At 67.6% G+C, this 23,734-nt stretch carries 23 protein-coding genes, 1 pseudogene and 1 riboswitch; of the genes and pseudogenes, 22 read left to right on the top strand and 2 right to left on the bottom strand.

Translation table 11 applies throughout. From position 1 onward, the window contains the following. Positions 1 to 180 precede the first annotated feature (180 nt). On the top strand, positions 181 to 1,059 hold the full coding sequence (locus MQP27_RS15695; protein ID WP_308289934.1) for a hypothetical protein: 879 nt from the start codon (positions 181 to 183) through the stop codon (positions 1,057 to 1,059). A gap of 235 nt (positions 1,060 to 1,294) precedes the next feature. Beyond that, positions 1,295 to 1,696, top strand: a complete 402-nt coding sequence (locus MQP27_RS15700; protein ID WP_242765745.1) for a hypothetical protein — start codon at positions 1,295 to 1,297, stop codon at positions 1,694 to 1,696. A gap of 297 nt (positions 1,697 to 1,993) precedes the next feature. Here the strand turns inward: MQP27_RS15700 and MQP27_RS15705 are convergent. Further along, positions 1,994 to 2,086: pseudogene (locus MQP27_RS15705) on the bottom strand (IS5/IS1182 family transposase); the annotation flags it as partial. Positions 2,087 to 2,358: 272 nt separating this feature from the next. Here MQP27_RS15705 and MQP27_RS15710 point away from each other — a divergent pair. From MQP27_RS15710 to MQP27_RS15730, 5 genes are all read left to right on the top strand, one after another. Next, positions 2,359 to 2,958: a hypothetical protein gene (locus MQP27_RS15710; RefSeq protein ID WP_242765747.1), complete on the top strand. Its 600-nt coding sequence runs from the start codon at positions 2,359 to 2,361 to the stop codon at positions 2,956 to 2,958. 125 nt (positions 2,959 to 3,083) lie between these two features. Further along, positions 3,084 to 4,151, top strand: coding sequence for a polymorphic toxin-type HINT domain-containing protein (locus tag MQP27_RS15715; RefSeq protein WP_242765749.1), 1,068 nt, complete (start codon positions 3,084 to 3,086; stop codon positions 4,149 to 4,151). A gap of 10 nt (positions 4,152 to 4,161) precedes the next feature. Next, entirely contained in the window at positions 4,162 to 4,491 is a 330-nt protein-coding gene (locus MQP27_RS15720) for a hypothetical protein (RefSeq protein ID WP_242765751.1), read from the top strand. Positions 4,492 to 4,918: 427 nt separating this feature from the next. Next, on the top strand, positions 4,919 to 5,350 hold the full coding sequence (locus tag MQP27_RS15725) for a hypothetical protein (RefSeq protein WP_242765753.1): 432 nt from the start codon (positions 4,919 to 4,921) through the stop codon (positions 5,348 to 5,350). Between the two features lie 256 nt (positions 5,351 to 5,606). Beyond that, positions 5,607 to 6,089 carry a hypothetical protein gene (locus MQP27_RS15730; protein ID WP_242765755.1) on the top strand — a complete coding sequence of 161 codons (483 nt, stop codon included), beginning with the start codon at positions 5,607 to 5,609 and terminating at the stop codon, positions 6,087 to 6,089. A gap of 1 nt (position 6,090) precedes the next feature. Here MQP27_RS15730 and MQP27_RS15735 read toward each other — a convergent pair whose 3' ends face one another. Next, positions 6,091 to 6,459, bottom strand: coding sequence for a diguanylate cyclase family protein (locus tag MQP27_RS15735; protein ID WP_242765757.1), 369 nt, complete (start codon positions 6,457 to 6,459; stop codon positions 6,091 to 6,093). A gap of 392 nt (positions 6,460 to 6,851) precedes the next feature. On the opposite strand from MQP27_RS15735, the gene MQP27_RS15740 reads away from it, so the two are divergent. The 15 genes from MQP27_RS15740 to MQP27_RS15810 all read left to right on the top strand — a co-directional run bounded on the left by MQP27_RS15740 (position 6,852) and on the right by MQP27_RS15810 (position 23,690). Beyond that, positions 6,852 to 7,676, top strand: coding sequence for a glycoside hydrolase domain-containing protein (locus MQP27_RS15740; RefSeq protein ID WP_242765759.1), 825 nt, complete (start codon positions 6,852 to 6,854; stop codon positions 7,674 to 7,676). Between the two features lie 80 nt (positions 7,677 to 7,756). Next, entirely contained in the window at positions 7,757 to 8,320 is a 564-nt protein-coding gene (locus MQP27_RS15745; RefSeq protein WP_242765761.1) for a hypothetical protein, read from the top strand. Positions 8,321 to 8,326: 6 nt separating this feature from the next. Beyond that, the gene (locus tag MQP27_RS15750) at positions 8,327 to 8,974 is read left to right on the top strand and encodes a hypothetical protein (RefSeq protein WP_242765763.1); all 648 of its coding nucleotides are present in this window, start codon (positions 8,327 to 8,329) and stop codon (positions 8,972 to 8,974) included. A gap of 157 nt (positions 8,975 to 9,131) precedes the next feature. Next, positions 9,132 to 9,779, top strand: coding sequence for a SurA N-terminal domain-containing protein (locus MQP27_RS15755; RefSeq protein ID WP_242765765.1), 648 nt, complete (start codon positions 9,132 to 9,134; stop codon positions 9,777 to 9,779). 68 nt (positions 9,780 to 9,847) lie between these two features. Beyond that, positions 9,848 to 10,828 carry a nucleoside triphosphate pyrophosphohydrolase gene (locus MQP27_RS15760; RefSeq protein ID WP_242765767.1) on the top strand — a complete coding sequence of 327 codons (981 nt, stop codon included), beginning with the start codon at positions 9,848 to 9,850 and terminating at the stop codon, positions 10,826 to 10,828. Between the two features lie 42 nt (positions 10,829 to 10,870). Beyond that, a complete protein-coding gene (locus MQP27_RS15765; RefSeq protein WP_242765768.1) occupies positions 10,871 to 13,156 on the top strand; it encodes a tetratricopeptide repeat protein in 2,286 nt (761 codons plus the stop codon). Further along, positions 13,153 to 14,448 carry a cytochrome P450 family protein gene (locus MQP27_RS15770; protein WP_242765769.1) on the top strand — a complete coding sequence of 432 codons (1,296 nt, stop codon included), beginning with the start codon at positions 13,153 to 13,155 and terminating at the stop codon, positions 14,446 to 14,448. The genes MQP27_RS15765 and MQP27_RS15770 overlap by 4 nt, the downstream gene beginning before the upstream one ends. A gap of 153 nt (positions 14,449 to 14,601) precedes the next feature. After that, positions 14,602 to 15,567 (top strand): LysM peptidoglycan-binding domain-containing protein, encoded by a 966-nt coding sequence (locus MQP27_RS15775; protein WP_242765770.1) that lies wholly within the window; start codon positions 14,602 to 14,604, stop codon positions 15,565 to 15,567. A gap of 228 nt (positions 15,568 to 15,795) precedes the next feature. Beyond that, positions 15,796 to 15,966: riboswitch (cyclic di-AMP (ydaO/yuaA leader) on the top strand. 4 nt (positions 15,967 to 15,970) lie between these two features. Then, positions 15,971 to 16,660, top strand: coding sequence for a LysM peptidoglycan-binding domain-containing protein (locus MQP27_RS15780; protein ID WP_242765771.1), 690 nt, complete (start codon positions 15,971 to 15,973; stop codon positions 16,658 to 16,660). 291 nt (positions 16,661 to 16,951) lie between these two features. Next, positions 16,952 to 18,238, top strand: a complete 1,287-nt coding sequence (gene eno, locus MQP27_RS15785) for a phosphopyruvate hydratase (protein WP_242765772.1) — start codon at positions 16,952 to 16,954, stop codon at positions 18,236 to 18,238. 99 nt (positions 18,239 to 18,337) lie between these two features. Next, positions 18,338 to 18,814, top strand: a complete 477-nt coding sequence (locus MQP27_RS15790) for an FtsB family cell division protein (protein ID WP_242765773.1) — start codon at positions 18,338 to 18,340, stop codon at positions 18,812 to 18,814. 29 nt (positions 18,815 to 18,843) lie between these two features. Beyond that, positions 18,844 to 19,380 carry a DUF501 domain-containing protein gene (locus MQP27_RS15795; RefSeq protein ID WP_242765774.1) on the top strand — a complete coding sequence of 179 codons (537 nt, stop codon included), beginning with the start codon at positions 18,844 to 18,846 and terminating at the stop codon, positions 19,378 to 19,380. Continuing rightward, positions 19,377 to 20,318 carry a Ppx/GppA phosphatase family protein gene (locus MQP27_RS15800; RefSeq protein ID WP_242765775.1) on the top strand — a complete coding sequence of 314 codons (942 nt, stop codon included), beginning with the start codon at positions 19,377 to 19,379 and terminating at the stop codon, positions 20,316 to 20,318. The genes MQP27_RS15795 and MQP27_RS15800 overlap by 4 nt, the downstream gene beginning before the upstream one ends. Before the next feature lie 444 nt (positions 20,319 to 20,762). After that, positions 20,763 to 22,142 (top strand): NAD(P)/FAD-dependent oxidoreductase, encoded by a 1,380-nt coding sequence (locus MQP27_RS15805; protein WP_242765776.1) that lies wholly within the window; start codon positions 20,763 to 20,765, stop codon positions 22,140 to 22,142. 252 nt (positions 22,143 to 22,394) lie between these two features. Further along, on the top strand, positions 22,395 to 23,690 hold the full coding sequence (locus MQP27_RS15810) for an SAM-dependent methyltransferase (protein ID WP_242765777.1): 1,296 nt from the start codon (positions 22,395 to 22,397) through the stop codon (positions 23,688 to 23,690). Positions 23,691 to 23,734 lie beyond the last annotated feature (44 nt).

Raw genomic sequence — 23,734 nt, forward strand, 5'->3', positions numbered from 1 at the left:
GTGGGGGTAGCGTTCGGCCGGTAGAATGACCGCGCTTTCAGTCAGGAGGTATACATGACTCGAACAACGCCCCCGCGACCCGTTGACATCGAGGCGGTCTTCCCGGAGCTTCGACTGCACGTCGCCAAGGCGACGCGACTTCACCCCCGTCCCGGGAGCCCTGCCCCGACTGACAGTTCGGTGGGCGGTCCGCTGCTGTGGCCGGCGGACGAACCTTGGCTGGTCTGTGCGGCAAGTCATCGCAAGTCGCGCGGTGAATTGCTGGAGAATGTCAGGAGACGTCGGCGCATCCTGGAAGCGGCCTGGGCGCGGCTCGGTTCCGATGGCCGACCGATCGGCCCCACAGACGAAGAGCGTGATGAGTTGAACGCGCTCAACAAGAGAGGGAACTACGCCCCCGAGCTGGCCGACGACGCGGAAATCCCGATGCTCCCGGTACTCCAGATTTTTCAGCGAGACATCCCTGGTCTGGAGTTTCCAGACGGGAGTGACCTGTTGCAGATTCTCTGGTGCCCATTCGATGCTCACGGGGCTGAGAAAGAAATTGATGTCCGCCTGGTCTGGCGGAATTCTGCAAGCATTCACGAGCCACTGTCGATGGCGCCACAGCTCAAGGTTGTAGGGCGTGCAGGATATGTTCCCGAACCTTGCCTCGTGGACCCGGAGGAAATCCTTGAGCACCAGGCCTTCGAGCTCCTTCCGGAAGATCTTCAGGAGTCGCTGGAAGGGTGGGAGGACTGGGAAGACGAGGATGCCCCGCACTATCAGTACGACCTGTCGATTGCGCCTGGTTGGAAGGCGGGTGGGTTCGCTTCCTGGCACTTGACGGGTCCTCGGGAAATGCTGTGCGACTGTGGCGCCCCCATGCGCCTGCTGATCACCGTTGACAGCAAGGAATGGGACAACGGCTCCTTGAGCTGGAGGCCGGTCGAAGATGCCGGGAACCCGGCTTACGGTTTGAGTAAACCGACACAGGTAGTCGTTGGAAGGGCAGGGTCATTGCGTATTTTCGTATGCACCTTGGACGCCTCGCATCCCCACAAGATCAGCGAACAGTGAGCCCTCGGCGTACAGCAGTGCGTCTGCTGTAGTCGTGCCGCCGTCTGCACACTTTCGGATGCTGGGATCATCGTGGACGGAGGTTCTTGTGAATGAGGCAATTCCATGGATTGGGACTGAGTGCGTCCGTTTCGGCGATTCGCGGAAGGGGATTCGCGAAAGGTTGGGAAGTTTCTCTTCCTTCAGGAGGAGTTCCGGGGAATCTCTCGTTGACCATTATTCTTCGATTGGGCTGATGCTTCACTTTGACGAGGCTGACCGCCTGGATTTTATTGAGGCGACAGCCGCATCAGGGCTTTCATTTACTGGAATTCAACTCTCCGGAAGGCCTTTCGGTGAAGTTCTGGATGAATTGTGTTCGAATTCGATTGACTTCGCCCTCGATGACTCTGGATGTGTGCTGACTGGGTATGGAATTGAGCTGTATACTCCGGCTCCTGGCGAGCTTGACATCGATGTAGAAGGGGTAGCTCTAAGAAGTCCTGTGGAGGGCGGGGGTAGCTCCGGGGCTTCGGAGATCGCGATCCATCCCCCGGCGAGCGAAGACACGCTTTTCTCGGGCCGTCAGCTGTTGGATCTCTGTGATGAATACAGCAATGAGATGACTCTGGCTCTCACTGCTTTTCCGGTGGACTGATGGTTGAGCCTGGCTTCGAAATTTAGCCCCCGAAGCTTTTATACCAGTATGTGTAGATCCTGATCGCCACGTCATCGCAGAAGGTCTCCCGGAACCCTGATGTGTGCGAGAGCGGGCTCGTCGATGCCGGCGATGGGGTCACGCTGTTCCGTCACCTTGTCAAATCTCTACCCGCCGCCATCCCACCACTGCCTCAACCTTTCTCGGTGAGGCGACAGTAGATTTCGTGGAAATCTGGTTCGATGGGCCTATCTCGGTTGACCATGACGAGGTTGAAGACGCTCTTAATGAGCTTCTTCAGCGTTGCCGCTCCAGGGTGAGAACAGATTTGGCGATTGACGTCATGCGGTTGGGGCTGCATCGGGATCTGCGGAAGATCCGCCAGGGGCCGCCGCCCTGGTAGGCGAGATCGGCCGGGGCAGCTGGACAGCGAAGCAGGAGAAGTCTGGGCTAATGGTCGTGGGCATGTCGAAGTCACAGCCCTGAAGTACATCGAAAAAACAACTGGACATTCCTCGGCGGCGCAGCAAATCGCAATATATGCGCATTCCGTGAGAATGCGATCAGAGATGGCGGCGGTGAACTCGTGGGAGATATATTCCCTGGGCGAGTCAAGGCGTTGGGTCGTGTGTTTGGTTTCATGGGTGAGAGGATGTTTGGGCGTGGGTGATATCGAGGAAGCCGTCGAGCATGCGGAGCGCCTTCGAGGAGACGAGCGCATGAAGGTGGGCGCGCTTCTTCTGGTGCGGTATTGCGGGTTTCATCGGGACCGCAGGTTCTCTCCATGGTTTGAGAACGAGCGGGAGGCCCTTGCTCGGGTAGCGCAGGCTGGCGCGGATTTTGTACGTGGTGCTGGTAGCGCGACTGACCTGGCAGAGCTAAAGACGGTGCTCCGGGGAGTACTGGAGGAAAACGACCCCGATGGCCCGCCGTTTGCCGCCGAAATCTTTGATCATCTGGTTTTTGCGGATGAGGTTCTTGATTTCATTGGCTCCCCCGACAGCATGGATCTTCTTGGTCGGGCTTTTGAGCGTGCCGAGGAGCTGGCTGAGGGCCATGAAGAGATGGGGCGCGATGACTGGCCTACCGGTGACTGGGAACCTGTGGAGTTTGCTCGGCTGGAATCAGAGGCTCGTGATCAGGATGTGCAGGGTGATCTAGACCCATCCGTTGCCTTGCCTAGGAGTGAGGCTTTCAGCCGCCTGTATGCTGATTTTATTGCGGGCTACTACAGAGACGAGGATGCGGGAATCAATTCTTGATCTGCAGCTCAGGAATTTTACCCTTTTGTCAGTTCGAGGCGGCCTCGGCGGCAGGGCCCGAATGGTGGGACGAATTCGCAGTCCTGGTCGGGACGTGGCCTCAAGCAGACCTTCACAGGTTCGGCGTGGTGCTGTTGGCCGACGGTTCGACGAAGGCGATCGATCAGTCGCGGGTGTGCGACACGATTGCCAACCCGGTGCTGAGTGTGGCGGGTACGCAGGCGCACAAGGTCACCGCGGTGATCGTGACGCACACGGACCACGACTTCGTGGACCTGACGATCAAGGCGACGGCCGGCTCCGCTGCGAAGCAGGGTGTGAAGGCGGGAGCGAAGTCGCTGGCCAAGAAGGTCGCCCGCAAGGCAGCGTTCGGCCTGGCCGCGTCGGCGGCGGTCCTGGGGGCGCTGGCAGCGAGCCACGGCCACGGCACCGCTCAGGAGCCGGCGACCAGGACGGTCGCGGCGGTCTCGTCGGCGACGTCCGGGAAGAGTGCCACGGCGGCTGCCGGGACCACGTCCGAGTCCGATGCGCGGGGCGCGCACCTGACGACGACCTTCCACCACCCGTTCTACGACGAGACCCAGTCGGCGTTCGTCGACGCGAAGGACCTGAAGGCCGGCGACGTCCTCCAGACGCCGACGGGAACGGCCGAGGTCACCGGTGTCCGGCTGTACCACGCGAACACCACGACGTACGACCTGACCATCGGGAGCCTGCACACCTACTATGTGGAGGCCGGCGGCACCCGGGTGTTGGTGCACAACACAAACTCCAACCCCCAAGCGATGACGTGCGAAACGCACACCGTGGACGTGGATGTTCATGATGTGGCAGGAAATGTGCGACTCTCCTACAGTCTGCGGAGCGGCAACTGGGAGGATGAAGAACTTGCGATCGGGGATGGGCGCAGCAGGATCGCGAGCCACACCGAGAATCGCGCGGCTCGCATGTCTGGCGGACCGTCAGTCATTGGCAAGACCCCCATTCCTGGTGACCCTTACGCAGGTCTTGCGCAGGTCAGTGAGGGCGAATCTGTGATTCTCACTGGTACTAGGCCGCCGAGCACCACATGCCAGGGTGCGATGAACCGTGCAGCTAAAGCCACCGGTGCAAATTTCGTATATCTCTGGACCACTGAATCCGGTGAACTCAGGATATGGCAGGCTCTCAATCCCTTGAAGAAAATGCGATAGGAAGGGTTCGATGAAAATGTCGGATGATGATCGCCGAGTGGATCCGGTTGAGATTATTGCCCGCGTGGGTGGCGTGAACCCCGACTTTGGCGGAAAATCTCGCGCCTTCGAAGTGTGGATTCATCTGGCCAATAAGGCAGGATGGGAGGTGAGTTCCATCCAAGCTGACACTGAGCGGGCTGAAACCACGTGCGGTACCTTGGCAATCGAAGGTATCTCCTACAGAGTGCACTATGGACCCAGGGTCCGGCGTTCACTCATCGATGAGACTGGGATTCAGGTGAAGATTCGGGACGTTCTCGCCTATGCAGCGTGGGCCGAGCCAATCGCTCTCATCTGAAACGGTCGGACGACTAGGGCGCTTAGCCAAAGACGACGTTCCGCCAGCCGTTCCACGGCGGGACCCAGTCGGTGTTCGTCGATACGTGGACCCGCATTTGATAGCTGGCAGCAGTGGGTGCAGGATTCTTTCTTACAGGGCGAGAGGTGCGCTGAGACGATGATTTGATCAGTCTCGCCGACGACGAAGGTTTTGTGCTCGGCGTAGCCGCCCGAAATATCTGCGTCGAGTGTCACTAAGCCCTATCGATCAACCTACGGCCGCTCCTCGGTGGAGAGCGGTTCCGAGGCGGTCCAGCAACCACACGGTTCCGAATGTTCTGGCGGCTTAAATGCAAAGCCAATTCCCTCCCAATGCGGCATGCACTGGCGTGTATGGGCCCGTGCATACCTGCTCTGTTCACGATGAGAGCAAATGGTGGCGAGATATGATTCCTCGGATTGGCGACGAAGTCGTCATCTCTTGCGAGCCGGAAAGTGCTCGAGTGGTCGAGGCGGATTCACGGCAAGTCACTCTCGAATGGCCGTGGGGGGTGATCGACGACTCCTCGAATTTTCGGTGGGATGGAAAATTCTCCTTGCCGTACGGCGATTCGAACGCTGAATGGGTTCCTTATCGGCTTGAGCCGGATTTTTCTGAACTCCAGCCGGGGGACATCTGCACGGTTTCCATCCCGCCGACGCGGCTTTATGTAGGGCATTACGAAGAGTATGATTCTCCGCGCAACCTCGGCTGGGCTCCCGCACCCACTGCGGGAATCTATGTGGTCCCACCGGAGAACATGGATGTGGAGGATGCGGGATGCATGCTCTATCTGGGCGGTGCCGAACCCATTAGCGTGGAGCCAGTCGAAGACTGAGGCTGGTTTTTTACGGGCGGTCTCCGAAGGTTGCCCCCGGTTGTATGACGTTCGGGTCCCAGTCTGGAGGCGTCGATCGTCAGTGATCTCTTCAGAAAGGGAGGAGCTACTCTCCTCTACGCCGGGCCGTCAACTGCTGGACCTCTGTGACGAATGCAGTAATGAGATGACTTTGGGCCTCGTAAAGTCGTATCTGTGCAGGTTCTCTCGTTCGGCAGAGTGGTTTCTGTAAAATTTCGGCGACCATCTTGCGTAGATGAGCGAAGCGATTGCCAACCCCATGCTGGGAGTTGTGGCTGTGGAGGCGCACAAGGTCACCGCGGTGATCGTGACGCATACGGACCACGAATTTGTGGACCTGGCCATCAAGGCGACGGCCGACTCCACCGCGAAGCAGAGCGTGAAGGCGGGAGCGAAGGCGCTGGCCAAGAAGGTCGCCCGCAAGGCGGCGTTCGGTCTGGCGGCGTCGCTTGGTATCCGCCGCACGCCACCACCCGACGCCGGGCCCGGGCCCTACCCCGACCCCGATTTCGAACTTGCCTCCGCCTACCCGGAGGTCACCTGGCTGCGGCAACCGCGACCGCCGCCGACTGGGCCTCCGTCCGGCAGTGTCTTCGGCGGTGGCGACCCCGAGACCGGCACCGGCGAATGGATCGCCCTCGCGGGCTTCCTCCGGGCCGTCACCGGGCCGCCGACCTGGCCCGTCGTACGGATCGTGCGGCGCACCCGGAGGATGTGACCTACCGCAGATACGGATTCCCCTGCGCCGTCGGCGGCACCGGCGCGGCCCCGTATCCGGGCTGTTTCGGAGTCGGGTTGTCGAAGAACCCGAACAGCAGCAGGCCGGCCGTCAGCAGAATGGTCAGTACGACCACCAGGCCGAGGAACGGGTCGCCGGCCCCGTCGCCGCGCACCGCCGCCCACGGCAGGGTCACGCACTCGTAGAACACGAGGGTGGCGAAGGCGCCCCAGTCCGAACCCCGGCCGCGGCGGATCGCCGCGTACAGGAAGGGCACCCAGATCAGCAGGCCGCACGAACCCAAGGCGAGGACCGCCCAGCCGATCCGCTGCCACCAACCGGCTTCCAGCCGTTTCGGACGTCTTTCCATGCCGAACAACCCCCCAAGGTCGAGGCAAGGCTAGGGCAATGACCCGTCGCCCGGGGGTGAGCGGGGAAAGGACCGTTATTTCTTCGGCGCGGTGACGCTCTGTTCCGGCCCGCTGTCCCCCGGTGCGGAAGTTTTTTGCCGTGCCCTGAGGGAATCTTGTGATGATCCATAGAACCCGTTTCCCGAGCCCAGGGACTCCATCGGTTACGTTGCGATCCGCTCATGGTGTCCGACTTCCGTGTGCGCAGAAGCAGTTCCACACAGGAGTCGCGCGGCCCCCGCCGTACCGCCTCGCCGTGCCGGACTCGCGCCACCTCAGGGCACCCGCAGAATCTTTCGTCGGACGTGTACGCGTCGTCGTACAGGTCCGCTTGTCATGAACAGGGGTGGGGATGGCCGACCATCGGCAGTCGAAGAAGCGCAGGTACATCTCGTGGGGCGTGGCCGGTGCCGTCGTCGTCGCGGGTGGGGGGATCGCCGCGACGACCTCGATGGCGGCCACCACCTGGCCGGCCCAGAAGACCTACACGGGCCGCGCCTTCGACACCTGCGCCGCGCCCTCCCTCGCCGCGATGAAGGCCTGGCACACCGGTTTCTACGGCGCCGCCGCCGTCTACATCGGCGGCAAGAACCGCGGTTGCAGCCAGCCCAACCTCACCGCGTCCTGGGTCAAGTCCGTCAGCACGGTCGGCTGGAAGCTCATCCCGCTCTACGTCGGTTCCCAGCCGTCCTGCGGCTCCGGCGGCTCGGTGAAGATCAGCGCCTCCACCGCCGCCTCCGTCGGCAAGAGCGAGGCCGACGACGCGGTGGCCAAGGCCTCGGCGCTCGGCATGAAGGCCGGCAGCCCGATCTTCCTCGACATGGAGGCGTACGACATCACGAACACCTCCTGCAACAACGCCGTGCTGACCTACGTGCGCGCCTTCGACAAGGAACTGCACGCCAAGACGTACCGCACCGGCTACTACGGCTTCACCAGCTCCAGCGCCAAGGCGATCGCGACGGCGACCGACAAGACGGACCTGCCGGGCAACCTCTGGTACGCGCTCTGGGACAAGACCAACACGACCACCTCGGACTGGCCGTGGGGCAGCACCCAGTTCACCAACCACAGCCGGGGTCACCAGTACATGGTCAACAGCAAGGAGTCCCGCGGCGGTTACACGATCACCGTGGACCGCGACGCGTGGGACGGGCCGGTCGCCATCACCGGCTGAATATCTCCTTCCGGCTGCTGTCGGCTGAGCAGTGCCTGTTGAAGACGGAGCCGAAAGCCTACGACTGGAGGGCGAGGGCGATGAGGATGCCGAGGCTGTTGGAGCGGGCGCTCAAGCTGCCTGCCGCGCCGGCGCTGCGACTGCCCGCCGTGCGCGCGGGTTTCGCCGCGCTGCCGGTGCTCAGTCTCGGCCTGCTCTGTCCCGTACCGTCCCTGGTCCTCGCCCTGCGGCGCCGCGCCCGCGCCGACTGGCTGGCCTTCGGCGGCTTCAGCGCGGTCTTCGTGGCCTGGCTCACTGAACTCGCGCTCACGCCGGACGACACGCACGGCGCGCTGTTCGGGGTGGACCTGCTGCTGATCACGCTGTCGATGGCGGGCGCCGCGGCGCACGCGTGGACGGCGTGGCCCCGGCGCGCGGAGGGGCGTGCGGACGGGAGTGCGGACGGGAGTGTGGAGGGGCGTGCGCGCCGGTGGATCCGCGGGCGCGCCGGCGCACCGGCGCTCGCGGCGGCGGGGGAGCGGGTAGGGGGCGCGAGAGACGCCGTTGGCGCCGGGCGCACGGGACTTGAGGAACTGGCGGGAGACGCGGGGCACACGGGTGCGGACCAGGTGGTCGGCCCGGCGACCGAGCGCGTGGAGGAGTAGCACTACATGGTCAAGCAGGTCCGACAGGTCACGCGGACACGGCCGGTCCGGGCCGAAGGGACGTCGCGGCTCGCCGCCGTGGGGCGCGCGGCGGTGGCCGGGCTGCGTTCGCTCGGCGGACGTACCCTCGCCATGATCGGTACGGCGGTCGGGGTCGCCCTGGCGGTGATCGTGACCGGGTTCCTCCTCTACAACCACGGCAGCAGCCGCCCACCGATCCCGGCCACCCGGGCCCGCCACTACACCGAGACCGACGCGTGCCTGCTCACCGACCGGAACGGCATCAACGCCAAGGACGCCGCGGCCGTCTGGCAGGGCATGCAGGACGCCTCCCTCGCGACGCACGCGCGCGTGAGCTACTCCTCGGTGACCGGAGAACAGAGCACCGCCAACGCCCGCCCCTTCCTCAACGCCATGCTCCAGGGCTCCTGCGAGGTCGTCCTCGCGGTGGGCGGCCCCGAGGTGAAGGCGGCACAGGAGGCGACGCGACGGTACGCGAAGCTGGGCTTCGTGCTCGTGGGCAGTGGAAGTGGCAGCGGGAACGGGAGCAAGGACAAGGCCGGCACGGACAACGTGGCCTGGGTACCCGCCGACGACGGACTGCGCGCGGGTGTCGCGGCCGCGGTGAAGCAGGCGGTCGACGCACGGGGCTGAGGGCTTCCGCCCTTGGACCGGACCCCGCGGGGGCGTGGCGGTGCCCGAAGCGCCGATGAATCGTTGGTCGAATGGGTTGGCCCCAGCCGTCCCACTGCCTACCATCGATCACCGCAAGACTTTGTGCACCGTCGCACAATCTCCTCGGGAGGCTTCCTTGCACCGCCGCCGTCGCACCGCGCTCCTGCTCACCGCCGCGATCGCCGCCGCGGCCCCCCTCCTCACCGCCTGCGGAAGCGACGCGCATCCCGGCGCGGCGGCCGTCGTCGGCGGCCAGCGGATCTCCGTGGCGCAGTTGGAGAACCGGGTGAACGAGGTGCGCACGGCACAGCGCGCGGCCGTGGCGAACGACGCGCAGTACAAGCAGGCCGTCGCCCAGACCGGCAGCCTCACCCGCGACACTCTGCACGGCATGGTCCTCGACCGGGTGCTGCACCGCGCCGCCCAGGACGCGGGCGTCTCCGTCACCACCAAGGAGATCCAGCAGATGCGCTCCGGCCTGGAGCAGCAGGTCGGCGGCTCCAAGGCGCTCGAAACGGCCTGGCTCCAGCAGTACGGCGTCGCCCCGAAGCGCCTCGACGACAACCTCCGCCTCCAGCTGGAGGCCCAGAAACTCGCCCAGACCCTCGGCACCGACACCAGCAAGCCCGCCTTCTGGAACGCCCTGTCCAAGGCGTCCAAGGAACTGAAGGTCGACCTCAACCCGCGCTACGGCGCCTGGGACGTCCAGAAGAGCAGCCGCGTGGACGCGAAGACGCCGTGGGTGCGCGAGGTGACGGCGCAGGCTTCGCAGGGGACGGCGTAGATACGGGATGGCCGGTGCCCCCTGTGGATAACTCAGGGGTTGTCGGCGGCGTGGGTTAGCTTCGAACCGTGAACGCAACCAGCTCCGCACCGGCGGCCCCCGGCCGCATCGTCCTCCTCACCACCAGCCACCGCGTCGCGCCCGGACTCCTCTCCTGGCCCGCCTGGCAGGCGCTGCACGCGGCCGACCGGGTGCTGTGCGCGGACGCCGCGCATCCGCAGCTGCCGTATCTGCGTGAGGCGGGCATACGGGTCGACGAGACGTCCCCGACGGCGGAGGAACTGGTGTCCGCGTGCGCCGACGGCCGCACGGTCGTGGTCGTGGCCTCCGGCGAGGGCGAACCGACCCTCACGGACGGCCTGGCCCGCCTGGCCGGCTCCGGACGCCTCTCGATGCCGGAACTGGAACTCCTCCCCGCCTCCTACGACCTCCCCGGCGCCCGCCTCCTCGACCTCGTCCAGGTCATGGACCGGATCCGCGCCCAGTGCCCCTGGTCCTCCCAGCAGACCCACAAGGGCCTGGCGAAGTACGGCATCGAGGAGGCGTACGAGCTGGTCGAGGCGATCGAGGAGGGCGACCGGGAGGAGCTGAGAGAGGAGCTGGGCGACGTCCTCCTCCAGGTCGTCTTCCACGCGCGCATCGCGGAGGAGGACGAGGACGAGCCCTTCTCGATCGACGACGTGGCGGGAGGCATCGTCGCCAAACTCATCCACCGGCACCCGCATGTCTTCGGCGACGAGACAGTGACGACCCCGGAGGAGGTCAGGGAGAACTGGCTGCGCCTCAAGGCCGTCGAGAAGCAGCGCGAGTCGGTGACGGACGGCATCCCCCTCGGCCAGCCGGGCCTCGCGCTCGCCGCGAAGCTTGCGTCCCGGGTGCGTACGGCGGGACTTGAGGTCCCGCTGCCCCAAGGAGAGGGCCTCGGCTACGAGTTGCTGGCGCTGGCGGTGCGGGCGGAGGCGGAGGGGGTGGATCCGGAGGCGGCGCTGCGGGTCGCCGCGCGGGCTTACCGGGATGCGGTTCGGGCTGCTGAGGGGGTGTCCGCTTAGTACGGTTGGGGGAACGGGTGGGTGCTAGGTGTGGGGGCCGGTGTGGCAGCGGAGTTCGGGGAGCTGGCAGAGGCACTGACGCAGGCGATGCGGGTGCCGGCGGCGGCCCTGAGGGTCAAGCAGGTGTTTGAACGGGTCTGGGCCAATGGGTTCTCGACCCTCCGCCCGACCCGGCAGGCCGCGGCCGTGCACTGGCACGCGACGTTGGAGGAACTGGGCCGTGACTACCCGTCGGCCATCTCCGAACTTCAGGCCATCGCGATCGAGTACGGCCCCAAGCCCGCACCGAGAAACCCGGCGCCCTCCGTCACGGCCACCGGCCCCCGCTCCGTCGCCGTCGGCGGCAGCATCGGCGTAGCCATCACCGGCGACCACAGCACCTACGTCGCCGGCGACCATGTCGACTTCCGTGACAGCACCTTCCACGACCGGGTCGTCGGGGTGCAGCACAACCACTACGGGACCGTTCCCGCGCCGGCGGAGTGGCGGTCGGTGGATCAGGTGCAGCCGTTGGAGTTCGGGGTGCGGCCGACCCGGCACGTGCCGGGGCTGTCCGATGTGCCGCCGTACGTGCCGCGCGATTGCGACGACGCCCTACGCGCCATGCTCGTCACCCCGGGCCTGGTGCTGATCCTGGGAGAGTCGTGCGTCGGCAAGTCCTACACGGCGTGGCAGGGAGTGCGGTCGCTGGAGGGGCACCGGCTGTACGTGCCGGATCCGGGCGAGGATCTGCGCCCGGTGCTCGCCGCGCTGAAAGGGCGTCCGGGCAAGTACGTCGTCTGGCTCGACGAGCTGACCGACCATCTGGGCGACGGTGGCCTCGACCACCGGTTGCTCGGGCGGCTCACCAGCCTTGGCGTTGTGGTGCTCGGCACGATGAGCACTGACGAGTACTACCGGCGCCGAAGAGGGACAGGGCCCGGCGAGCGAGTGGTTGCCGATGCCCGCACGGTGGAACTGGGCCGGGACTGGAGCGCGGCCGAGCTGGACCGGCTGGCCGCGCTCGAAGACCCGCGGGCATATCCGGCGTACATGTGGAGCGGCGCGGAGGGCGTGGCCACGTACTTCGCCGTCGGACACCACCTGTTCGACGAGTGGCGCCGGGTGGGGACCCAACTGGAGCATCCGGGAGGGCAGTTGCTGGTCCGGGCGGCGGTCGACATCGCCCGGTGCGGGGTCGAGGGGGTGTCGGCCGAGCTCCTCAGGAGAGTGCAGGGACAGTACCCGGCGGAGGAACGCGAGTCGTTCGAGGACGCCTTCGCCTGGGCCACGACCCCGATGTTCGGGGTCTCGGGGCTGCTGGTGCCGGGCGACGAGGAGGACACCTGGCGGGCGTACGGGGCTCTGGTCGCGGAGGCGGTGGGTTCGGGGGACCTGGAGCCGGTGCCGGACGAGGTGTGGTGGACGCTGCTCGACACGTTCCGGGAGCAGGGTTCCACGCTCGACTTCGCCGGCGTCCACGAGGCGGCTCGGACAGCCTTGCAGCCCCGGATCGAGGCCGGGGACGTGGACCTGGCGCTCGGATTCGCCCAGCGCACCGAAGGCCAGGAGCGCGAGGCGTGGTTATGGGTGGCGGCGAAGCTGGGGCACCTGTCGGCGCGTGTGCAGCTGGCGGGGATGCTGCAGGACCGCGGTCACGAGGACCGTGCGCTGCGCCATCTGGAGCAGGCGGCCCAGGAAGGCAGTACCGAGGCCGCCGCTCGGCTCGGCAGCCTGCTGCGGCAGCGGGCCGAGCGGTGGCTGCGCAAGGCCGCCGAGGAGGGGGACGGGGCGGCGGCGCATGAGCTGGGGGACATGCTGGTGGGGGCGGGGTACGAGGGCGAGGCGCTCCGCTGGTACTACAGGGCCGCGGTTGCTGGGCACCGGGAGGTGGCCGCGAGTCTGGGCGCGCTCCTCGTCAGCTCGGACGAGGCCGGGGGCAAGGAGTGGCTCCGGTACGCGATCGAATGGGGCGATCCACGTGCCGCATGCGAACTCGGGGCCCATCTCTCCTGGCAGTCCGACAGCGACGGGGAGGAGGTCGTGCGCCTCTACCAGCAGGCGATAGCCGCCGGAGACGCCGACGCGGCGCGCAACCTCGCCGTGTGGTGGGAGTCGGACGAGAACCGGGCCGACGAGGTGATGGCGTTGCTCCTGCGGGCTCATCGAGCCGGTGTCATGGGCACCGAGCAGGGCATCGCGGATCTGCTGCGCCGGCAGGGCAGGAGCGAGGAAGCGGAGGAGTGGTCCCGCAAGGCCGCCGAGGAGAATCCTCCCGACCTGCTCCAACGCCTCCCGCGCCCACCCGGCCCTCCTCCCACCGCCCCTCCGGATACCGTCAAGGAGTGACCAGCCACCCCACCCCCGCCATCCCCACCCCCGAACTCTTCACCTGGGAATTCGCCACAGACCCCTACCCCGCCTACGCCTGGCTCCGCCAGCACGCCCCCGTCCACCGCACCACCCTCCCCAGCGGCGTGGAAGCCTGGCTGGTCACCCGTTACGCCGACGCCAAGCAGACCCTCGCCGACCCCCGCCTCTCCAAGAACCCCGCGCACCACGACGAGCCCGCTCACGCCAAGGGGAAGACCGGTATCCCGGGGGAGCGGAAGGCCGAGTTGATGACTCACCTCCTCAACATCGACCCGCCGGACCACACCCGGCTCCGTCGGCTCGTCTCCAAGGCCTTCACGCCCCGCCGCGTCGCCGAGTTCACCCCCCGCGTCCAGCAGCTCACCGACCACCTCATCGACCAGTTCGCGGCGAAGGGTGAGGCCGACCTCATTCATGAGTTCGCCTTCCCCCTTCCCATCTACGCCATCTGCGATCTGCTCGGCGTCCCTCCCGAGGACCAGGACGACTTCCGGGACTGGGCCGGGATGATGATCCGGCACGGGGGCGGGCCCCGTGGGGGCGTCGCGCGGTCCGTGAAGAAGATGCGTGGTTATCTCGCCGAGCTCATCCACCGGAAGCGGGAAGCGCTGCCCTCCGAACCCGCCCCCGGCGAAGACCTCATCTCCGGGCTCATCCGCGCCTCCGACCACGGCGAGCACCTCACCGAGAACGAAGCCGCCGCGATGGCCTTCATCCTGCTGTTCGCCGGTTTCGAGACCACCGTCAACCTCATCGGCAACGGCACCTACGCCCTCCTCACCCACCCCGACCAGCGCCACCGCCTCCAGTCCTCCCTCGCCGCCGGCGACCGCGGCCTCCTCGAAACCGGCGTGGAGGAACTCCTGCGCTACGACGGGCCCGTGGAGCTCGCCACCTGGCGGTTCGCCACCGAGCCGCTCCGCATCGGCGGGCAGGACATCGCGACCGGCGATCCGGTTCTCGTCGTACTCGCCGCGGCCGACCGGGATCCGGAGCGGTTCGCCGAGCCGGACACCCTCGACCTCTCCCGCCGTGACAACCAGCACCTCGGATACGGGCACGGCATCCACTACTGTCTGGGCGCTCCGCTGGCCCGACTTGAGGGGCAGACCGCGCTCGCCACCCTCCTCACCCGGCTGCCCGATCTGCAACTCGCCGTCGATCCCGCCGAGTTGAGGTGGCGCGGCGGGCTCATCATGCGTGGACTTCGTACGCTTCCGGTTGAATTCAGCCCTGTTGAGGCACCGCGCACATCCGGCCGAACGTGACAAGCACTCAACTCTGTGATCTTCACGTGATCTACGCGGCATTAACTTGTGACAAGTGATCGTCAGTCGATAGGTTCACGGACCATGGCGGCGCCAAGGCTTGGCCCAAGCTTCACGCGCCGCGGTCACTGCTGTCTCGCGAAAGGCCCCCGCATGCTCTCCGGGAACGGTCGTCACCGTCGCCCCCGCCAGGCTCCGGCACTCCTCGTCGCGGCCGGCGTGACCGGCTCCGCCATCGCGATCCCGCTCTTCGCCGCGAGTGGCGCCAGCGCCGCCGACGGAAGCACCTGGGACAAGGTGGCGCAGTGCGAGACCGGCGGCTCCTGGAGCGAGAACAACGGTGACGGGTTCTACGGCGGGCTGAAGCTGACCCAGGAGAACTGGGAGAAGTACGGCGGCCTCGACTACGCCCCGAGCGCCGACCTGGCCAGCCGTAACCAGCAGATCGCCGTTGCCGAGAAGCTCCTCGACGACCAGGGTGTGGGCGCGTTCCACACCTGCGGACTGACCACCGGGCTGACCAAGGACTCCGGCTCGGCCGACGTGGACACCGGTGTCGCGGACGACTCGTCCGGTTCGTCCGGGAATTCTGACTCGTCCGACAGTTCCGACTCCACCGGCTTGTCCAACTCGTCCGGCGATACGGGATCGGGATCCTCGTCCTCCGGTGACGGATCCGACAGCTCCGCCTCGCCGAGCGCCTCCGTCGGCAGCGCGGACAACTCCGCCAACTCCGCCAAATCCGGCAATTCCTCGTCGCCTTCCGCTTCCCCCTCCAAGTCACAGGAGACCGACAGCTCGTCCACAGGTCGGGCGAACGGTGACGACTCGGACAACTCCGAGCAGGCCGTCGGCTCTTGGAGCCTCGTCGACACCGGCGCGATCGGCAGCGGCCGGCACCGCGGCGCCGCCGCCGAGGAGGGCGCGGGGGAGGACGCGGACGCGGGTCGTACGAGCGACACCTACACCGTCCACTCCGGCGACACTCTCGCCTCGATCGCCGACTCCCTTGACCTGGACGGCGGGTGGCGCGCCCTCTATGACGCGAACAAGCAGGACATCGGCACCGACCCGAACCGCATCGCCGCCGGTCAGACCCTGGACCTCCCCGCCGAATAGGCCTCGAACGGGCGTCGAATAGGCCTCGAACGGGGCGAAAAGCGACGGGAGTTCACGTCACGCTTCGCGCTGAATGTCCGTTTTGGCGAAAGTGTGGGATGAGTCTCAGAAGCCCTGATCGTCTTTGAAATTCGCCGGATTCCCTGTCTACGGTCGTCACCGCTCGGCAACCCGAGCCCCGTCGGTCGCAACGCCGAATCCTGCCAGCGGCCGGACGGGAACAGTCGTCGCTCAACAGCGCCGTAGGCAGGAGCGGGGGACCCAAGGTAAGCGCCCCACCGGGTGGTTGACGGTGGCGGCTTGGGGTGTAGCCGCGCCTCGTGGAGACGAGGGCGCGGCCGGGCAACTCAACCGGCCCGAACCCGACAGCTCACCTCGCAGGCGTCGGTGAGGGGATCCATCCATGCTGTTTTCCAGCAAGGGCAAGCACCGTCGTCCGTCCAAGACCGCCCGTGCCATCGCCGTCGTCGGCGTCACCGGTGCCGCCGCCGTCGCCGCCCCGCTGATGGCCGCCGGCAGCGCCTCCGCCGCCACCGCCTCCGAGTGGGACGCCGTCGCCCAGTGCGAGTCCGGCGGCAACTGGTCCATCAACACCGGCAACGGCTACTACGGCGGCCTGCAGTTCTCCGCCTCCACCTGGGCCGCGTACGGCGGCACCGCCTACGCCGCGCAGGCCAACCAGGCCTCCAAGGCGCAGCAGATCGCCGTCGCCGAGAAGGTCCTCGCCTCCCAGGGCAAGGGCGCCTGGCCGGTCTGCGGTACGGGCCTGTCCAGCGCCGCCTACAACGGCAGCAGCGCGTCGGGCTCCAGCAGCTCCTCGAACACCACCACCCGTTCGACCGACTCCCAGGCCGCGTCCCGCTCCTCCGAGCGCACGACCGTGAAGAAGTCGACGAAGACCGTCACCACCCCGACCGGCAAGAAGGTCAAGAAGGGCGACGGCGAGTACAAGGTCGTCAAGGGCGACACCCTCAGCTCCATCGCCGAGAAGCACAAGGTGAAGGGCGGCTGGAAGAAGCTGTTCGAGCTGAACAAGGACATCGTCGAGGACGCCAACCTCATCTACCCGGGTCAGCAGCTGCACCTGAAGTAAGACCCAGCTGAACCACAGCGCCTTCACAGCCGTGTCCACCAATATGGAGGACACGTGAGGGCCTCCCCCGTCCCCACGGACTCCCCGCCTCGGTGCGTGTTCCCCCGTACGCACCGGGGCGGGGCTTTTTGTGCGCGCGTACGCGCGGGTTTTTGTTCCGTTCGGAAACAATTTACTCTCGGTTCTGCCCAAGAGATGGTCGGCAGCGTGGCCGATCCGCCGGAGCCGGTTAGGCTCGTCTCGCAGAGCCGCTGCGGCAGCCCCGTAGCCGCGTCACATCCCAAGAAGGAGATGCTCGTGCCGTCCATCGACGTCGTCGTAGCCCGGGAAATCCTGGACTCCCGAGGCAACCCCACGGTCGAGGTCGAGGTCGGCCTCGACGACGGCAGCACGGGTCGTGCCGCCGTCCCCTCCGGCGCCTCCACGGGCGCCTTCGAGGCCATCGAGCTCCGCGACGGTGACCCGAACCGCTACCAGGGCAAGGGCGTCGAGAAGGCCGTCCTCGCCGTCATCGAGCAGATCGGCCCGGAGCTGGTCGGCTACGACGCCACCGAGCAGCGCCTGATCGACCAGGCGATGTTCGACCTGGACGCCACCGACAACAAGGGCTCCCTCGGCGCCAACGCCATCCTCGGCGTCTCCCTCGCCGTCGCCCACGCCGCCTCCGAGGCCAGCGACCTCCCGCTCTTCCGCTACCTGGGCGGCCCGAACGCGCACCTGCTGCCCGTCCCGATGATGAACATCCTGAACGGCGGATCCCACGCGGACTCCAACGTCGACATCCAGGAGTTCATGATCGCCCCGATCGGCGCGGAGTCCTTCTCCGAGGCGCTGCGCTGGGGCACCGAGGTCTACCACACCCTCAAGAAGGTCCTGAAGGGCCGCGGCCTGTCCACCGGCCTCGGCGACGAGGGCGGCTTCGCCCCGAACCTGGACTCCAACCGCGCCGCCCTCGACCTCATCCTCGAAGCGATCAAGGAAGCCGGCTACGCCCCCGGCGAGCAGATCGCCCTCGCGCTCGACGTCGCCGCCTCCGAGTTCTACAAGGACGGCAAGTACCTCTTCGAGGGCAAGGAGCGCTCCGCCGCCGAGATGACGGAGTACTACGAGGAGCTCGTCGCGGCCTACCCGCTCGTCTCCATCGAGGACCCGCTGTTCGAGGACGACTGGGCCGGCTGGAAGGTCCTCACCGACAAGCTGGGCGACAAGGTCCAGATCGTCGGCGACGACCTGTTCGTCACCAACCCGGAGCGCCTGGCCCGCGGCATCGAGGACGGCGCCGCCAACGCCCTGCTCGTGAAGGTGAACCAGATCGGCTCGCTCACCGAGACCCTGGACGCCGTCGAGCTCGCCCAGCGCAACGGCTTCAAGTGCATGATGTCCCACCGCTCCGGCGAGACCGAGGACGTCACCATCGCCGACCTGGCCGTCGCCACCAACTGCGGCCAGATCAAGACCGGCGCCCCGGCCCGTTCCGAGCGCGTCGCCAAGTACAACCAGCTGCTGCGCATCGAGGAGATCCTCGACGACGCCGCGGTGTACGCGGGCCGCAGCGCCTTCCCGCGCTTCAAGGGCTGACCCTTAAGGGGCTAAGCCTTAGCCAGTCGTACGTACGTCCCCGTACCGGTCCCGTACCGTGTGCGGGGACGTACGCGCGTATGAACGGGAGGCGGGGACATGGCCGTGAAGGACCGGGACCGGTTCTCCACCGCGACCAGGCTCAGGCTGCTCGGCGAGCAGACCGCGGCCCGGGTCTACCGCTCCCAGACCAAGCGGCAGGCCCGCCGCTCCCGCCTCACCGGCCGCGCGGCCCTGCTCGCGCTCGTGCTGTGCACCCTGGTCGTCGCGCTCGCCTATCCCATAAGGCAGTACGTCTCCCAGCGCGCCGAGATCGCCGATCTGCAGCGGCAGAAGCAGCAGGCCGCCCGGCGCGTCGAGCAGCTGCGCGACCTCAAGGCACGCTGGCAGGACGACTCGTACGCCGAGCAGCAGATCCGGCAGCGGCTGCACTACGTGCTGCCGGGCGAGACGGGTTACGTCGTCATCGACCCGGACGCGGCCAAGCAGTCCCGTGCCGACCTGGGCGCCGCCGACCGGCCCTGGTACACGAACGTCTGGGACGGGGTCGACAAGTCCGACGCCTCCGACCAGTGAACCGAGACTAGAGAGACACTCCCCGAAGCATGGAAACGCCTCCGCCGACCACCCCGCGCACCGAGCCCACCGACGCGGACGTCGAGGCATTCGAGCAGCAGCTCGGGCGCCCGCCGCGCGGGCTGCGCGCCATCGCCCACCGGTGCCCCTGCGGGCAGCCGGACGTCGTGGAGACGGCCCCGCGGCTGCCCGACGGCACGCCCTTCCCGACGACGTACTACCTGACGTGCCCGCGCGCTGCCTCGGCGATCGGCACGCTGGAGGCGAACGGCGTCATGAAGGAGATGACCGAGCGGCTGCGGACCGATCCGGAACTCGCCGCCGCGTATCGCTCCGCGCACGAGGACTACATCCGGCGCCGGGACGAGATCGAGGTGCTGGAGGGCTTCCCCAGCGCGGGCGGCATGCCGGACCGGGTGAAGTGCCTGCATGTGCTGGTGGGCCACTCGCTGGCCGCGGGACCCGGCGTGAACCCGCTGGGGGACGAGGCGATCGCGATGCTGCCGGAGTGGTGGCGCAAGGGCGCCTGCGTGACCGTCACCGAGCAGACGGAGGATGCCAAGTGACCCGCGTCGCCGCCATCGACTGCGGTACCAACTCGATCCGGCTCCTCGTCGCCGACGCGGACCCCGCCACCGGTGAACTGGTCGACCTGGACCGCCGTATGACCATCGTGCGGCTCGGGCAGGGCGTCGACCGGACCGGGCGGCTCGCGCCCGAGGCGCTGGAGCGGACCTTCGCCGCGTGCCGGGAGTACGCCGCGGTCATCAAGGAGCACGGCGCCGAGCGGCTGCGGTTCGTGGCCACCTCCGCCTCCCGGGACGCCGAGAACCGCGACGAGTTCGTGCGCGGGGTCCTGGACATCCTGGGTGTGGAGCCCGAGGTGATCTCCGGGGACCAGGAGGCCGAGTTCTCCTTCACCGGGGCGACCAGGGAGCTGGCGGGCAGCGATCATCTCGCCAAGCCGTACCTGGTGGTGGACATCGGGGGCGGGTCGACGGAGTTCGTCGTCGGCGAGGAGCACGTGCGCGCCGCCCGCTCCGTCGACGTCGGCTGTGTGCGGATGACCGAGCGGCACCTGGTCCGGGACGGCGCGGTCACCGACCCGCCCGCCGCCGAGCAGATCGCCGCCATGCGGGCCGACATCGAGCGGGCCCTGGACCTCGCCGAGGAGACGGTCCCGCTGCGCGAGGCACGCACCCTGGTCGGTCTCGCGGGCTCCGTGACGACCGTGTCGGCGATCGCCCAGGAGCTGCCCGAGTACGACTCCGCGCGCATCCACCACTCCCGCGTCTCCCACGACCGCGTCCGCGAGATCACCGACTGGCTGCTCCACTCGACCCACGCCGAGCGCGCGGCCGTCCCCTCCATGCACCCCGGCCGCGTCGACGTCATCGCCGCGGGCGCCCTCGTACTCCTGTCGATCATGGAGCGCGTCGGCGCCGAGGAGGTCGTCGTCAGCGAGCACGACATCCTCGACGGCATCGCGTGGTCGGTGGCGTAGGTCTCCTTTGTTACCGATCGGTAGCTCTCGGATGAGCAGGTCGGGTAGCGTCTGAGTGCGTTCCGGGGGATCTTCCGGGGTCCCCCGTGACGTGCCGCCGAGAAAGTTCGTGAAGTTCTTCACAAGGAATTCCGTCCTGTGGAACCACGAAAAGGGGCCGGTTGGCCCTTCCGGGGGCCGAACAGGCCCTTGAACATGTTCAGAAGCGTGGTATGAAGGTTCGGCGAGGGGTCCTCGGGAGCACCCGTTCCGGACTGCTCACCGGGGCCTCGGCAGCCCGGAGAGGCAGCTCACGCGGCATTGACAACGGGTCGTACCGGACCCGCGGTTCCCCTCCGGATCATGACCTGGATCACGCGGGCCGCGGAGGATAACACACCCCCTGCAAGAGCTTGTGAAGGGGCGCACGAGCGACCCCCTGGGGGCGGGTGGATACTCGATGGCATGAGCACCACGGAGCGTCCCAGGATCCTCGTAGTAGGCGGTGGGTACGTAGGCCTGTACGCAGCTCGGCGCATCCTCAAGAAGATGCGCTACGGCGAGGCGACCGTCACGGTCGTCGACCCCCGGTCGTACATGACCTACCAGCCCTTCCTTCCCGAAACCGCCGCCGGCAACATCTCCCCGCGCCACGTCGTCGTCCCGCTGCGACGCGTGCTGCCCAAGGCGGAGGTCCTCACCGGCCGGGTCACCACCATCGACCAGGACCGCAAGGTCGCCACGGTCTCGCCGCTGGTCGGCGAGGCGTACGAGCTGCCCTTCGACTACCTGGTGATCGCGCTCGGCGCGGTCTCCCGCACCTTCCCGATCCCCGGCCTCGCCGAGCAGGGCATCGGCATGAAGGGCATCGAGGAGGCCATCGGCCTGCGCAACCACGTGCTGGAGCAGCTCGACAAGGCCGACTCCACGACCGACGAGGAGATCCGCCGCAAGGCGCTCACCTTCGTCTTCATCGGCGGTGGCTTCGCCGGCGCCGAGACCATCGGTGAGGTCGAGGACCTGGCCCGCGACGCGGCCAAGTACTACAACAACGTCTCCCGCGAGGACATGCGGTTCATCCTCGTCGACGCCGCCGACAAGATCCTGCCCGAGGTCGGCCCCAAGCTGGGCGCCTACGGCAAGGAGCACCTGGAGAGCCGGGGCGTGGAGATCTACCTCTCCACCTCGATGGACTCCTGCGTCGACGGGCACGTGGTGCTGAAGAACGGCCTGGAGGTCGACTCCAACACCATCGTGTGGACCGCCGGTGTGAAGCCGAACCCGGCCCTCGCCCGCTACGGCCTGCCGCTCGGCCCCCGCGGTCACGTCGACTGCGAGCCGACCCTCCAGGTCAAGGGCACCGACTACATCTGGGCCGCCGGCGACAACGCCCAGGTCCCGGACCTCGTCGGCCGCAAGGCGGGCAACGAGAACGCCTGGTGCCCGCCGAACGCCCAGCACGCGCTGCGCCAGGCCAAGGTCCTCGGCGACAACGTGATCTCCGGCATGCGGGGCTTCCCGCAGGCGGACTACTCGCACGCCAACAAGGGCGCGGTGGCCGGTCTCGGCCTCCACAAGGGCGTCGCGATGATCGTCATGGGCAAGATGAAGATCAAGCTCAAGGGCCGTCTCGCCTGGTACATGCACCGCGGCTACCACGGCCTCGCGATGCCGACCTGGAACCGCAAGGTCCGCGTCTTCGCCGACTGGACCCTCGGCATGTTCCTCAAGCGCGAGGTCGTCTCCCTCGGCGCGATGGAGCACCCGCGCGAGGAGTTCTACGAGGCCGCGAAGCCCGTGCCCGCGGCGCCGAAGCAGGAGAAGTCCGAGGCCAAGGCCTCCTGACCGGCTCCGGTCACCGAACGAACCGAAGGGCCTTCCGCCATCCGTGGTGCGGGAGGTCCTTCGGCGTTCCTGGGGCTGCGCCCCAGACCCCCTTCGGCCTGGACGGCCTCGTCCTCAAACGCCGGACGGGCTGGTGGGTGGCTGCTGCATGTATTTTGCCCGGCTGTAACGCGGCCGGGGGACTGCGCAGCCGCACCGTTGGTGTTTACGTGGTGTTGGACGTTCCGGGATCGTGTCACGGAGGTGTGCGCCATGGCCGACGCCGCGTCGCGGCTGAAGAGCCTCGTCGAACAGTTGCTGGGAGTGCCGTTGCCGGTGCGCATCCGGGCCTGGGACGGGTCGACCGCGGGGCCGCCGGACGCGCCCGCGCTGGTCGTGCGCAACCGGCGGGCCGTGCGCCGGCTGCTGTGGAAGCCGGGCGAGCTGGGGCTGGCGCGGGCCTGGGTCGCCGGGGACCTGGAGATCGAGGGGGACCTGTACGTCGCCCTCGACCTGATGTCGACGCTGGTGTGGGAGCGCGGGGAGGACGCGCGGAGCCTCGTACAGATGCTGCGGGATCCGCGGGCGCGGGCGGCCGTGCGAGGGCTGGTGAAGGTGGCCGGGGTGCCGCTGCCGCCCGCGCCGCCGCGGGAGGAGGTGCGCAGGAGCCGTACCCGTCTGCACACCAGATGGAGCGACCGGCGGGCCATCAGCCATCACTACGACGTCGGGAACGACTTCTACGAGATCGTCCTCGGGCCCTCGATGGTCTACTCGTGCGCCTACTGGGAGGACGGGGGGACACTCGAGAGCGCTCAGCGCGACAAGCTCGAACTCGTGTGCAGGAAGCTCGGGTTGACGAGTGGTCAGCGGTTGCTGGACGTCGGGTGCGGGTGGGGGTCGATGGCCATCCACGCCGCCCGGGAGTACGGCGTGAGCGTCGTCGGGATCACCCTGTCGCAGGAGCAGGCCTCCTACGCCCGCAAGCGCGTCGCCGACGCGGGGCTGACCGACCTGGTCGAGATCCGGGTGCAGGACTACCGGGACGTCGCCGACGGGCCGTACGACGCCATCTCGTCGATCGGGATGGCCGAACACGTGGGCAGCGAACGGTACTTGGAGTACGCCGAGGATCTGTACCGGCTGCTGAAGCCCGGGGGGCGGCTGCTCAACCACCAGATCGCGCGGCGGCCGCAGCGCGACGAATCCGCCTACGACCTCGACGAGTTCATCGACGCCTACGTCTTTCCCGACGGTGAACTCGCCCCGCTCGGCACCACCGTGACCCAGCTCGAACGCGCCGGGTTCGAGGTGCGCGACGTCGAGTCGATCCGCGAGCACTACGCGCTCACCCTGCGCCGCTGGGTGGCCGATCTGGAGGCCGACTGGCGGCGTGGCCTCGCCCTCGCCGGGCCCGGTCGGGCGCGCGTCTGGCGGCTCTACATGGCCGCCTGCGCCGTCGCCTTCGAGCGCAACCGCATCGGCGTCAACCAGGTGCTGGCGGTACGGACCCCGGAGAGCGGCGAGTCCGGGCTGCCGTTGCGGGCGCGGACCTGGGGGACCGGCTGAGGGCGGGCGTACGCACGAAGGGGCCCCGCCCGGTCGGTTCCGGA

This window comes from Streptomyces cylindrosporus (genome assembly GCF_022698165.1).
In the GTDB taxonomy this organism is placed as follows: domain Bacteria; phylum Actinomycetota; class Actinomycetes; order Streptomycetales; family Streptomycetaceae; genus Streptomyces; species Streptomyces cylindrosporus.

Coding starts and splice junctions, on each gene's coding strand:
- MQP27_RS15700 (WP_242765745.1), top strand. CDS start 1,295: ATGCTTCACTTTGACGAGGCTGACCGCCTGGATTTTATTGAGGCGACA.
- MQP27_RS15720 (WP_242765751.1), top strand. CDS start 4,162: ATGAAAATGTCGGATGATGATCGCCGAGTGGATCCGGTTGAGATTATT.
- MQP27_RS15725 (WP_242765753.1), top strand. CDS start 4,919: ATGATTCCTCGGATTGGCGACGAAGTCGTCATCTCTTGCGAGCCGGAA.
- MQP27_RS15730 (WP_242765755.1), top strand. CDS start 5,607: ATGAGCGAAGCGATTGCCAACCCCATGCTGGGAGTTGTGGCTGTGGAG.
- MQP27_RS15735 (WP_242765757.1), bottom strand. CDS start 6,459: ATGGAAAGACGTCCGAAACGGCTGGAAGCCGGTTGGTGGCAGCGGATC.
- MQP27_RS15740 (WP_242765759.1), top strand. CDS start 6,852: ATGGCCGACCATCGGCAGTCGAAGAAGCGCAGGTACATCTCGTGGGGC.
- MQP27_RS15745 (WP_242765761.1), top strand. CDS start 7,757: ATGAGGATGCCGAGGCTGTTGGAGCGGGCGCTCAAGCTGCCTGCCGCG.
- MQP27_RS15750 (WP_242765763.1), top strand. CDS start 8,327: ATGGTCAAGCAGGTCCGACAGGTCACGCGGACACGGCCGGTCCGGGCC.
- MQP27_RS15775 (WP_242765770.1), top strand. CDS start 14,602: ATGCTCTCCGGGAACGGTCGTCACCGTCGCCCCCGCCAGGCTCCGGCA.
- MQP27_RS15780 (WP_242765771.1), top strand. CDS start 15,971: ATGCTGTTTTCCAGCAAGGGCAAGCACCGTCGTCCGTCCAAGACCGCC.
- eno (WP_242765772.1), top strand. CDS start 16,952: ATGCTCGTGCCGTCCATCGACGTCGTCGTAGCCCGGGAAATCCTGGAC.
- MQP27_RS15790 (WP_242765773.1), top strand. CDS start 18,338: ATGGCCGTGAAGGACCGGGACCGGTTCTCCACCGCGACCAGGCTCAGG.
- MQP27_RS15795 (WP_242765774.1), top strand. CDS start 18,844: ATGGAAACGCCTCCGCCGACCACCCCGCGCACCGAGCCCACCGACGCG.
- MQP27_RS15805 (WP_242765776.1), top strand. CDS start 20,763: ATGAGCACCACGGAGCGTCCCAGGATCCTCGTAGTAGGCGGTGGGTAC.
- MQP27_RS15810 (WP_242765777.1), top strand. CDS start 22,395: ATGGCCGACGCCGCGTCGCGGCTGAAGAGCCTCGTCGAACAGTTGCTG.